13 protein-coding genes and 1 riboswitch are annotated in these 11,878 nt (G+C 50.7%); of the genes, 8 read left to right on the forward strand and 5 right to left on the reverse strand.

Annotation, left to right across the window (positions count from 1 at the left end; translation table 11 throughout):
* Both IDAT_RS13335 and IDAT_RS04065 read left to right on the forward strand, forming a co-directional pair.
* The coding region (locus IDAT_RS13335; protein ID WP_034730905.1) for a hypothetical protein at positions 1-532 on the forward strand (532 nt) is incomplete at its 5' end.
* A 78-nt stretch (positions 533-610) separates the two neighbouring features.
* Positions 611-877: a hypothetical protein gene (locus IDAT_RS04065; protein ID WP_156099477.1), complete on the forward strand. Its 267-nt coding sequence runs from the start codon at positions 611-613 to the stop codon at positions 875-877.
* Between the two features lie 81 nt (positions 878-958).
* On the opposite strand, the gene IDAT_RS04070 is transcribed toward IDAT_RS04065, so the two are convergent.
* Positions 959-1,954, reverse strand: a complete 996-nt coding sequence (locus IDAT_RS04070) for an endonuclease/exonuclease/phosphatase family protein (RefSeq protein WP_051986574.1) — start codon at positions 1,952-1,954, stop codon at positions 959-961.
* 110 nt (positions 1,955-2,064) lie between these two features.
* On the opposite strand from IDAT_RS04070, the gene ubiD reads away from it, so the two are divergent.
* The 6 genes from ubiD to IDAT_RS04100 all read left to right on the forward strand — a co-directional run bounded on the left by ubiD (position 2,065) and on the right by IDAT_RS04100 (position 9,349).
* Positions 2,065-3,534, forward strand: a complete 1,470-nt coding sequence (ubiD, locus tag IDAT_RS04075; protein WP_034730911.1) for a 4-hydroxy-3-polyprenylbenzoate decarboxylase — start codon at positions 2,065-2,067, stop codon at positions 3,532-3,534.
* Positions 3,535-3,548: 14 nt separating this feature from the next.
* Positions 3,549-4,247 (forward strand): NAD(P)H-flavin reductase, encoded by a 699-nt coding sequence (gene fre, locus IDAT_RS04080; RefSeq protein WP_034730914.1) that lies wholly within the window; start codon positions 3,549-3,551, stop codon positions 4,245-4,247.
* Positions 4,248-4,268: 21 nt separating this feature from the next.
* Positions 4,269-4,379: riboswitch (TPP riboswitch) on the forward strand.
* A gap of 58 nt (positions 4,380-4,437) precedes the next feature.
* Positions 4,438-6,564 carry a TonB-dependent receptor gene (locus tag IDAT_RS04085; RefSeq protein WP_034730916.1) on the forward strand — a complete coding sequence of 709 codons (2,127 nt, stop codon included), beginning with the start codon at positions 4,438-4,440 and terminating at the stop codon, positions 6,562-6,564.
* 27 nt (positions 6,565-6,591) lie between these two features.
* Complete coding sequence (gene pnuC / locus IDAT_RS04090) at positions 6,592-7,227, forward strand: nicotinamide riboside transporter PnuC (RefSeq protein WP_034730920.1); 636 nt, start codon at positions 6,592-6,594, stop codon at positions 7,225-7,227.
* On the forward strand, positions 7,209-7,991 hold the full coding sequence (locus IDAT_RS04095) for a phosphotransferase (protein ID WP_034730922.1): 783 nt from the start codon (positions 7,209-7,211) through the stop codon (positions 7,989-7,991). Before pnuC ends, IDAT_RS04095 begins: the two co-directional genes overlap by 19 nt.
* An 11-nt stretch (positions 7,992-8,002) precedes the next feature.
* A complete protein-coding gene (locus tag IDAT_RS04100) occupies positions 8,003-9,349 on the forward strand; it encodes an MFS transporter (RefSeq protein ID WP_034730925.1) in 1,347 nt (448 codons plus the stop codon).
* 65 nt (positions 9,350-9,414) lie between these two features.
* Here IDAT_RS04100 and IDAT_RS04105 read toward each other — a convergent pair whose 3' ends face one another.
* From IDAT_RS04105 to IDAT_RS04120, 4 genes are all read right to left on the reverse strand, one after another.
* Positions 9,415-9,612, reverse strand: a complete 198-nt coding sequence (locus IDAT_RS04105) for a DUF3185 family protein (protein WP_034730927.1) — start codon at positions 9,610-9,612, stop codon at positions 9,415-9,417.
* An 80-nt stretch (positions 9,613-9,692) separates the two neighbouring features.
* Entirely contained in the window at positions 9,693-10,169 is a 477-nt protein-coding gene (locus IDAT_RS04110; RefSeq protein WP_034730929.1) for a Dps family protein, read from the reverse strand.
* A gap of 105 nt (positions 10,170-10,274) precedes the next feature.
* Positions 10,275-11,201 (reverse strand): oxygen-dependent tRNA uridine(34) hydroxylase TrhO, encoded by a 927-nt coding sequence (gene trhO, locus IDAT_RS04115; RefSeq protein ID WP_034730931.1) that lies wholly within the window; start codon positions 11,199-11,201, stop codon positions 10,275-10,277.
* A 72-nt stretch (positions 11,202-11,273) separates the two neighbouring features.
* Complete coding sequence (locus IDAT_RS04120; protein WP_051986575.1) at positions 11,274-11,813, reverse strand: protein tyrosine phosphatase family protein; 540 nt, start codon at positions 11,811-11,813, stop codon at positions 11,274-11,276.
* Positions 11,814-11,878 lie beyond the last annotated feature (65 nt).

Genomic DNA, 11,878 nt, shown 5'->3' on the forward strand with positions numbered 1-11,878 from the left:
TGCCAATGACCCGATTAACAACGTAGATCCATCTGGAAAATTCTTAAAATTGGCGAAGGCAGCATTTAACGTTGTCAGGAGAGCCATAAAAAACGGAGGAGACTTCAGGAAAGCCGGAGCTGATGAACTTGCTAGTTTTGCAGATAATCTAAGTACATTGGCGGATGGCCAACTTACTTTAGATGATGCGTTTGCAGTAGCGGATTTAGCTACTGGTTTTGGTGGAGAAGCTAAGCAAATCTATCATCGCTTAGGTGATTCTGCCGAAAATATTCAAGCTATACAGAAATCTGGTAAACTCGAGGGGAACGCCCCAACAAACTTTGTTCAATCTGATATTCCAAAAGTCCAAGCATATGGTGGTCCCTTACCTGAGGGGAAACAGGGGTTTGAATTTACAACGTCTGCAACTCCTGACTCAGGAGGTATTCCAGGGCAACCAACTTGGTCGGGGAATGGGCACAATCCAGATGTTCAAACGGTCGGAGATAAAGCAGTTATTAAGTGCGACGTTACCAAAGTTCAATGTTAGGTAAATATGAATATGTTAGATCAAAGGAAATTCACTGGGTGGCCAAGTAGGGATTGTTATCCGTTGATGAGATTATCAATGGAGCCAGAAGAGTTATCAGATAAGTTTGGTATAGAATTTGTTGATGGAAGAGATGATCTCGATCATTTTTTAGCAGGCCATATTTTTGATGAAATCATCGGATTTGTAGTCTTTATTAGGCACCGCAATGCTCCACAATCAGGTACACCAGTATATGTGGATTCACAGGTGAGTTCCAATAAATCAATTGAGCGGATCACAAAAGTGCTAAGCCTTAAACAAAATCAAATTAATTGGACTAGAGAGCTGGTTAAGGATAATTAATTTGTGCAGCAGTTTCGAATCAAAGGCCCCGCGCTTTTGGGGCCTTTTGAGGGTGTTCAATATTCTGTGTCACAGCCAACCTCATTCCTTTTTCAATGCCAGCTCGATCAGCAATGGGAAGTGATCAGAGCCAAACTTAGGCAGGCGTTTCATTTCTACCAACAGAAAGTGGTTGCTGTGAAACAGGTGGTCGAGCGGCCAACGCAAAAACGGTAGTTGGGTGTGAAACGTATTAAAGAAGCCACGGCCCATGCGCGGATCGAGCAATCGACTGGTTTGCAAAAACTCGCGGGTCGTAGGCGACCAAGCAACATCGTTTAGGTCACCGGTAACGACGACGGGGCCATGCTCTTTTGCCGCACGCTTGGCAATGGTTAGCAGCTCGCGATCGCGGGGCTTGGACTTTTCGTTTTCGGTTGGACTCGGCGGCGCGGGATGTACGCAATGGAGTTTGACGACACGGCCACCGGGCATTTGTACGTCGACATGAATCGACGGCACGTTATCTTCAATCACATTTTCGACCGAAATGTTTTCCAGTGGCCAAACTGAATACAGCATCATGCCGTATAGGTTGTTCTGTGGCACGCGAACAACGTGAGGCAGGTCATCTTCAATGTCGGTGAGCTGCTGCTGCCACCAGTCGTTGGTTTCGACGGCGACGATAATGTCAGGGCGCTCGCGGTTAATGGTACGAACCAGCTCGATAGCGTTGCGATTAGGTTGTAGCACGTTGACGGTAAGAATGCGTAGGTGTTCACAGACTTTGCTTTCGTCACGCTTGCGCTTGTAGCGCGGGACTGTGCGTGCGGCCAGTGGCGTGTAAGGAAAGATCCACCAGAGGTGCCACGCGCACGCGGCGAGTTGGAACGCAACCAATAGCCATGTGCTGCCCGCCGTCAGTGGTAGCCAGTAGGCGCTGGCTAGCAGCAACAGCAGAGCCACAACCGTTAATTGTAGACGTGGAAAATCCCAGACTCTGATTAACCAATGGGTGCGGCTCGACCATGGCACTACACTCACCAGCACCAATAGTGCAGTGAAACAAGCGATAAGGGTAAAGCTAGTGGTGGGCATGGAACAGCATCCTTGTGACGACAATGGCTTTAGCCTAGCGTACTTTGAAAGCACTGAAAACCGCCGTGAAACTCCGTATAATGGAAAAAAACTGAAAAGCCGAGGCAGCAGTGAAATATCAAGACTTGCGAGACTTTATCGCGCTCCTTGAACAGCGTGGTGATTTAAAACGCATTCAGATTGAGGTCGACCCCTATTTAGAAATGACGGAAATCTCTGATCGCACGCTGAAAGCGGGCGGGCCTGCGTTGTTGTTCGAAAATGTCAAAGGCCATAGCGTACCTGTGCTCGCCAATTTATTTGGCACCCCAGAACGGGTTGCACTGGGCATGGGGCAAGACTCCGTCGAAGCGTTGCGCGATGTCGGCAAATTACTGGCGTTTCTGAAGGAGCCAGAGCCACCGAAAGGTTTTCGTGATGCCTTAAACTTGTTGCCGGTGTACAAGAAAGTGCTCTCAATGTCGCCTAAGCAACTTAAAAAAGCGCCGTGCCAAGAGGTGGTGCTCAGTGGCGAGCAAGTCGACTTGACGCAGTTGCCGATTCAACACTGCTGGCCCGGCGACGTTGCGCCGCTCATAACGTGGGGCCTTACGGTGACTAAAGGGCCACATAAAGAGCGCCAGAATTTGGGCATTTATCGGCAGCAACTGCTCGGTAAGAATAAAGTCATCATGCGTTGGCTGTCGCACCGTGGTGGCGCGCTAGACTTTCAAGAATGGCAGCGCCAGCACCCGGGGGAGAACTTCCCGGTTGCGGTGGCCTTGGGCGCTGATCCCGCCACCATTCTTGGTGCCGTAACACCAGTGCCAGATAGTTTGTCAGAGTACGCTTTTGCCGGTTTGCTGCGCGATGGCAAGACCGAGGTAGTGAAATGTGTGAGCAACGATTTACAAGTGCCCGCGCATGCCGAAATCATTTTGGAAGGCTACATCGCACCAGGAGAAATGGCGCCTGAAGGACCTTACGGTGATCACACCGGCTATTACAACGAAGTCGATGAGTTTCCGGTCTTTACCGTGACGCATGTCACGCAGCGGCGGCAACCTATTTATCATTCAACTTACACCGGACGGCCACCAGATGAACCTGCCGTATTAGGTGTCGCGCTGAACGAAGTGTTCGTGCCTTTGTTGCAAAAGCAATTTCCAGAGATTGTCGATTTTTATCTGCCGCCCGAAGGTTGTTCCTATCGCGTTGCCGTGGTGACCATGAAGAAGCAGTACGCCGGACATGCAAAGCGGGTGATGATGGGTGTGTGGTCGTTCTTGCGGCAATTTATGTACACCAAATTCGTGATTGTCTGCGACGATGACGTCAATGCGCGTGATTGGCAAGACGTCATCTGGGCGATGACCACGCGAATGGACCCCGCTCGTGATACGGTGTTGGTTGAGAACACGCCGATTGATTACTTAGATTTCGCCTCACCAGTGTCTGGGCTCGGCTCAAAAATGGGCATGGATGCGACCAATAAATGGCCGGGTGAAACCGAACGTGAGTGGGGCGTACCTATTGTGATGGCCGACGAAGTGAAAGCGAAGGTCGATGCAATGTGGGACGAATTGGGCATTTTGGATTAAGGATTCTTGGATTAATGAAACAATTATTAGCGCAGTTGGCAGAGCTCGAAAATTTGACACCACAGGTGTATCGCGTGGTGTTGCAGTTGCCAGAAGCGATTGAGTTTAGTGCCGGACAGTACTTACAAGTGGTCATGGGCGAGCGCGATAAGCGCCCGTTTTCCATCGCTTCTTGTCCATCGAAAACAGATACGGTGGAGCTGCACATCGGTGCAACACCGGATAATCCCTATGCCATGGAAGTGATTGAACGGCTGCAACAACAGCGTGAGTTGGTGATTGAAGCTCCACTGGGCAGCGCGCAGTACCGTCCGAACAGTGAGCGGGCGATGATCCTCATCGCTGGTGGTACGGGTTTTTCCTACACTTGGTCGATTTTGCAGGCGCACTTGCGTAAGCAACCAGAACGCCCGGTCACCTTGTATTGGGGCGGACGCAAGCCGGCCGATTTGTATTACGATGCCAAACTGCAAGCCTTAAGCGAGCAGCATGAGCATTTTCATTACCGTCCAGTAGTAGAAGAAGCTGATGCACAGTGGCATGGCGCGATTGGCCTAGTGCACCAAGCGGTGATGCTTGAGCAAACAGACCTGGCAGAAGCCGATGTCTATGTGGCAGGTCGTTTTGAAATGGTGCGCGTGATTCGCGATGATTTTCATGCGCGTGGTCTGCCGCTGGCACAGCTCTATGGCGACGCGCTAGCCTTCATTTAAGCACGCTGTTATACTTTGCAGCGCATTACCAAGGGGTGCCCCCGTATTTAACGGTGTGGCTGAGATGCTATGAGCGAACCCTTTGCACCTGATCCGGTTAATACTGGCGTAGGAATGGTAACGAACTTAGTTCATCCAGATCTCTTACCCGACCGGATTGTTTCTGAACCAGAAGTTGAGGAAATAATCCATGATTCGCAATCTTTCTTTATTGAGCGCGCTTGCCGCGACCACCACTCTTTGCAGTTCGCCTGCGTTGGCGCAATCCACCGACGACGCTAATCAATCCATCGAACGCATCACCATTCAAGGTGACTTTCGCCGCATGACCGTGCAAGAAGCACCCACCAGCGTCACCGCTTTAGTGGCCGAGCGCTTTGGTCAACGGGGTGCGGTGCACCTTGAAAGCATGCTTAATGCCATGGCCAATGTGAACTTTTCTGGTGGTAGTTCGCGCGCACGTTTTATCCAAATTCGTGGCGTGGGCGAGCGCAGCCAGTTTGTGGACCCGATCCAGCCCTCGGTTGGGTTGCTCATCGACGGCATTAATTACAGTGGTTTGGCACAAGCTGCGCAGCTCTTTGATATTAGCCAAGTCGAAGTGTATCGCGGGCCGCAAAGTGGTCGTTTTGGTGCCGATGGAATGGCCGGTATGTTGGTACTTGAGAGTACCCAGCCCGGCACAGAAGCCCAAGGCCAATGGCAATTAGGTGTCGCCAATTACGGCGGTGTGCGCGGTGGCTTTGCCGCCGGCGCCGAGCTAGGCGCATTGGGACGGGGGCGTATCAGCGTCTACCAGCAACGTGACGATGGCTTCATTGAGAATACCTATCTGCAGCGTGACGACACCAACAGTCGCTCAGAGCGCAATCTACGTATAAATCTGTTCACCGAATTAGCACCTGATTGGTCACTGCGAACGACTTTTCATGCCTTGCGCCAAGACAATGGCTACGATGCCTTTTCGCTGGATAACGACCGCACAACTTTATCGGATGAACCTGGTGAAGACGATTTACGTAGTCGCGCCGGTCGGTTAGCACTCACTTACAATGGCTGGCAAGCTGCTGAGGTCGAGCTGAGCGTCAGCACGCTAACGGCAGACAGCGTCTACAGCTACGATGAAGATTGGAGCTATGTCGGTATCGCACCGGGTTGGGAATACAGCTCGTTTGATGCATATGAGCGTGAACGCGACGACCAAACCATCGAGTTACGGATTGTCAGTCAGCAACCACTTATGTTGGCGCAACGGGAAACCGATTGGTTGGCCGGTATTTATATTTACGATCGTGACGAAACCTTGCGTCGCGATTTCTATAACTGGGACATTGACCAACAAGATGCCTTTACCAGTGACTACTTAAGCGAGCATCGCGCTATTTATGGTGAACTGACCCATCATGTGAATCCTGCTTGGCAACTGACCGCCGGCGCGCGCTTTGAACGCTATGATAATGGCTACACTGACTCGAATCAGGTACGGGAAAACCCGACCGATACGATGTGGGGAGGGCGCCTAAGTTTAAGTTATTTGCCCGAGGTCGATCAGCTTTGGTACCTGACTTTAGCGCGTGGTTACAAAGCTGGTGGTGTCAACGGTGAGGCTTTGGGTAAAGCGCAGGACGCGAGTTTGACAGATTTGCGCGACTATTTATTGGCACGCGCGACTTTTGCGCCGGAGTTGCTCACCAGCCTAGAGTTAGGGCACAAAGTGGTCAGTGCCGATCAGCGTTTGGCGCTGCAAGCCGCAGTTTTTGTACAACAGCGTGATGACGTTCAACTCAAAGGTTGGGTCAACCGCGATCAAAGCTTTGTCGGCTACCTGCAGAATGCGGCTGAAGGCAATGCCTACGGTGCGGAGCTTGAAGTCACTTACCGCGTCAACGAAGCAGTGGAAACCTTTGCTAGCGTTGGCTGGTTGGAAACTGAAATCGATGGTTTCGTCACTGAAGACGGCGTCGATATGAGTGGTCGAGAGCAAGCCCATGCACCGAATTATCAATACAATGCGGGTGTGCGTTGGCAGTTGCTGGAAAATCTGCAACTGACGCTCGAAACGGATGGTAAAGACGGCTTCTATTATTCTGATTCGCACATGAGTCGCGCTGATTCGATGCAAGTCCTCCATGCCAATGTTCGTTGGCAACTGGGTGCGTGGCGGTTGTCGTTGTGGGCGCGTAACTTAACCGACGAAGATTACGGTATTCGTGGCTTCTACTTTGGCAATGACCCGCGCAAAGAGTATGTGCCAGAAACCTATGAACAATTTGGTGAACCACGTCGCTTTGGTTTCACCGCCAACTATCACTTTTAAGCAGCTGTCAGCGCAAAGGAAACACCCATGAATCCGTGGCTACAACAACTGGTTGAACAAATCCTTGCGACGTCTTGGTTAGAGTGGACTGCGGTCGTATTAGCCATCGGCTATCTGGTGTTGGCGGCACACCAATCTTTGTGGTGCTGGCTTGCGGCGGGCATCAGCTGTGTGATCTACACGCAGCTGATGTTTGGTGCTAAGTTGTACATGGAAGCTGGGTTACAGGTCATTTATGTGCTACTCGCAGGCTACGGCTGGTGGCAATGGCGTTACGGTAAGGCGCAAATCGACGCGCAACAGGTCAGTGCCTTGAGTTGGCGCTTTCATGTGCTGTGGTGTGTGGTGTTAGCCGTGCTGGCTGCTGCTTTGGCGTGGACGCTACAAACCTTTACCGACGCCGATGCGGTCTGGCTCGATAGCTACACCACCGTTTATTCGCTGTTCGCAACCTGGCTCCTAACACGCAAGCAATTCGCCAACTGGTGGTACTGGCTAGTGATCGATGCCATTTATGTGTACCTTTATAGCAGCAAAGGTTTTGTGATCACCGGCGGACTTTATGGCGTATATTTAGGTCTGGTCGTGTACGCAATGTGGCAATGGCGCGTTGGCGCGCATGGAGCATCAGCACAGGAGCAACAATGCAGCAGCAGTGGTTAGAAAGTCTGCCCATCCACGGGGTTATTAAAACCGAGCCGCTCTTACGCGGGGTCGCTAATAACGTCTATAAAATCGTCACCACTCAGCAAACCTACATCCTGAAACAGTTCCGCTTCGACCATCCTTACGGACTTGATCGTGACCAAGAAGTGCGCGTGCAACAACAGTTGGCAGCGCAGCAATTGGCACCGCAAGTATTGCACTACGATGCAGTGCAGGGCTTGGTATTACAAAGTTACCTTGAAGAACCCGATCTGGCGCATGCCGATGTTGCCATGACGGTGAAATTACAAACGCTGGCAGATCTATCTGCGCACATTCATCGATTGCCCGTTGAAGTGGCGGTTTGGTCGTTACGCGAGCGGTTACAGCGCTACTGCGATCAATTAGCCGAATTTGATGCCGAACATGCCGCGCAATTTAAGTCGCGGCTGCAAAAGTTTCGTAAGTTACTCGACAGTTTTGCCGCGCACCCGGTGTTTTGTCACAACGATTTGGCGCTGCATCACGTGTTCTTGGCACCGACGCCGAAAGTTATTGATTGGGAATACGCAGGCATGGGCGAGCGCTATTTTGACCTTGCCAATACCATTGCAGCGAATGACTTAGAGCGCCCGCAACAAAAAGCTTTTTTAAACGCCTATGAAGCTGCCGCAGGTTTTACCTTGCAGTACGACACCTTGGCGCATTGGATGGAGCTGGTCGCAGTGGTGAATCAGCTATGGTACGAGTTGCATCATCATTTGCAGCGTATTAGCGAATAAGGAAGTGAACCATGAGTGATTCGGCCCAGCAACAAAACCTGACCGAAAAAGTCTATGGCTATTTAGCCGAAGATGAAGACGCACGGGTCTGTAAGGATATTCCCGACGCGGCCTGTAATGATCAGCCAAAAGCCTTTATTGCACATTTGCTTGCGCTGAGTATGACCAAGCTAGGCGATTCCTTAGTCAGCGCTCGGTTGGTGCTGCCGTGGATTTTGTCCTCCTTGGGTGCGCCATCGGCCTTTATCAGTGCCTTGGTGCCGCTGCGCGAATCATTGGCGTTATTGCCACAGTTAATTATTGCACAGCAGCTACGCGAAACGCCGATACGTAAATGGTTTTGGGTTGCCGGTTCACTGGGGCAAGCGCTGGCTTTGGTTGGCATGCTGTTCAGTGTGCTGGCGCTGCGCGACGCGGCGCTCGGTTGGGCGATTGTCATTCTGTTGACGATTTTCAGTACGGCCCGCGGTGTGTGTTCGGTGGCAATTAAAGATGTGCAAGGAAAAACCATTTCTAAAACCCGGCGTGGGCGTTTATCCGGTATTGCCGCATCGGTGGCTGGGCTGCTGTCAGTGCTGACCGCGCTGGTAGTGATTTTTGCACCGCAATTTCTCGGTCAAGCGGCCAGTGACGGTAATGTTCTGATCTTTACCGGTTTGCTAGGGTTTGCTGCCATTTTGTGGTTTGCGGCGGCAGTCACTTATGCGCAAGTACCTGAGGTACCCGGCGCAACCGAAGGTGGTGGCAACGCGATGATTGAAGCGTTGAAGTCATTGCGCTTGTTGTGGCAAGACAAGCAATTCGGCAGTTTCGTACTGACGCGAGCGCTATTGGTGTCATCGGCTTTTGCCATTCCCTACATAGTGGTGATGATTCAACGCAGTGGTGAAGGTAGTCTCACCAGCTTAGGTGGAATGATGTTGGCGAACGGCATCGCTGGCATGCTGGCTGGACGCTTTTGGGGCAAATGGTCCGATTCGGCCAGTCATCATGTCATGGCAGCGGCTGCGTTTATGGCGGTTGCGGTTATGGCAGGTGCGTTATTGTGCTTTACCATGAGTGACGATTTGCTGGCCCAGCAATGGCTGGCAGGTTTACTTATCTTTTTGGCTGCGGTTGCCCACCAAGGTGCTCGCGTGGGGCGCAAAACCTACTTGGTCGACATGGCGACACAAGAAAATCGCGCACAGTTTACCGCAGTGTCCAATACAGTGATTGGTCTCGTGCTGTTACTTGGTATTTTGCTCGGTGTGGTGGATAGCTTCGCCGGTGTAGAGATGGTCATGGTGGTGCTGATTGTGCTGGGTTTAATCGCAGGTTTTCGCGCGCTGACCTTGCCGAATGTGCAACAAGACTAACCTTTGAAGCGTATAAAAAAGGCCGTGCGACATTAGGTGTCGCACGGCCTTGTTCATTGAACGCTTTATTTACCGCGAATGATGCCGTAAAGCCCGACAATCACCGCAACGGCGCCGCCGATCAAATACCACATCGCGTTGTCGGTAGTTTCACCGGTTAACGCTTGGCTTGCTTCAGATGCGACGGAGTTATACGCCTCGTAACCGAAATACAGCAAGATAATCCCTACGACTAAAAGAATAATGCCAATCACTTTATTCATGAAACGGTCCTTTTCTTTCTTGTTTTGAGGTTTACTTCCAATTTCAGCTTAGCAAAATCTTGAGCGAATACAATGAATTGTTAGGCACCCAAGTAAGACGTTAACATCCAAGCAGTTTTTTCCTGCTCTTTAATGTAGTCGCTCATTAATGATGACGTGCCTTCGTCACCAGCCTCACCGGCAAGCTCAAGCAGTTCGCGTTGCAAGCGGATGGTGACGCGATAGCTGTCCAAAATCTCACGTACACAGGCTTTGCCGTCGTGAATATCTTTAGCTTCGATAATTTCACTGCTTTTGATGTACACAGAGTAGGCATGCAGTGGGCGCTGGCCAAGGGTTAAAATGCGTTCGGCGATTTCATCGACTTTGAGCAACAAGTCGTTGTAGGTTTCTTCAAATTTAGCGTGCAGTTCAAAAAACTCTTGGCCTTTGATGTTCCAGTGGAAACCGCGCACGTTCATGTAAAAGATTTGGTAATTGGCGAGGAGCTCGTTGAGTTTCTCGGCAAGCTTTTCAGCGTGATGTTGGTCTAGACCAATAACGTTTAGCTGTTGCATTACATACTCCTTGTTGTGAGCTTAAAAACTTGATGTCTATAATAAAACTTATGGTTAAGTATAGACGTTTTCAAGCCACAACAAGAAGTTTATGTAAGCGATTGCCTACATCGATTTTTCTTCGAGCTTACCGTCGCGAATATGTTGCTCGCCGCGTTGCTTGGCGAGTTGGATTTGCTTTTCACGCTCGGCAAAGCGTTGCTTTTGCTCTGGAGTGGTTTTATCAAAGCAATGTGGACAGCTGACCCCTTTTTGATAATGCTCAGAGGCTTTTTCTGCTTCCGTAATCGGCATGCGACAGGCATAGCACTGATCGTAATCGCCTTGTTCGAGGCCGTGGCGCACGGTTACGCGCTGGTCAAAGACAAAACAATCACCGTTCCATGTGGTATCGGTTTCTGGCACCTCTTCTAAGTACTTCAAGATGCCGCCTTTCAAGTGATACACCTCGTCGAAACCAATCGACTTTAAATAAGCGGTGGATTTTTCGCAACGAATGCCGCCGGTGCAAAACATCGCTACCTTTTTGTGTTTGGCCGGGTCAAGATGATCTTTCACGTACTGCGGAAATTCACGGAAACTATCGGTCTTGGGATTGATTGCACCCTCGAAGGTACCGACTGCATATTCGTAATCATTACGAGTATCGATCAGCAGAACTTCAGGGTCACGAATCAAGTCGTTCCAATCTTTGGGTTCAACGTAGGTACCGACCACGTTTTTCGGGTCGACCCAATCGATACCCATGGTAACGATTTCTTTTTTCAGCTTCACTTTGGTGCGATAAAACGCTTGGGTATCGCTCGGTGACTCTTTGTGTTCGATGTCACTGAACTCGTCGCGACTGCGAATAAAAGCAAGCACGGTATCGATGCCTTCGCGGGTGCCACAAATGGTGCCGTTAATGCCCTCGCGTGCAAGCAGTAAGGTACCTTTGACGCCCTGTGCAACCATGCAGTCGTAAAGGGGCTCGCGAAAGGCTTCAAAATCGTTAAATTCCACAAACTTATAGAGTGCGGCGCAAATATACATGTTACTTCCTTCTTTTGGCGATTCGGATCGCAAATCCGAGGTCAAAAATTGCGCGCGTATTCTAGCATAAAATTATTCGCTGAGCAGCTCTTCGACACGCTTGCGTAGGCTTGTCATGCCATAACGCTCACCGATGGCAAGGGCTTCTTCGGTGCTGGCACCTTGATGCCATGCTGCGCGCAACGCCATCATCGCCCCCGCACGGTTACCACTGGCGCAGTGCATGTAGATGGCTTTTTCTTCGTTCAGCCACAAGTTCTGATGGAACAGTAAGACGTTTTCTTTGGTCAGATCATCGGCGCCCGCAATCGGAATATGGTAATAGGCAAGGTGATTCTCGGTGGCCCATTCGGCTTCATGAATACCATTCATTTCGGCATGGCTACGTAAGTTAATAATCATATCCACGCCGGCATCGGCAAGTTCTGCAACTTCGTTTTTCTTCGGTTGTCCGCCAACAAAGTGGCGCGGCTCGGGATGCGCAAAATTCATGATTTCGCTGACCTCGGCGTTGGCCTGTAATGCCTCGCTTTGGGGTTCCTCATAGACAGTAACGCAAGCGCTCAACAGCAGTGTTGCCAATGACAGCGTGAGTAATTGCAAAATTTTCATGAAAAGTGTCCTTTTTTACGGTGTCGCGCGACACCAAATGTCGCGCGGTGTTGCTAGCCTAGCCC

It is taken from the genome of Pseudidiomarina atlantica, assembly GCF_000753735.1.
In the GTDB taxonomy this organism is placed as follows: Bacteria; Pseudomonadota; Gammaproteobacteria; order Enterobacterales; family Alteromonadaceae; genus Pseudidiomarina; species Pseudidiomarina atlantica.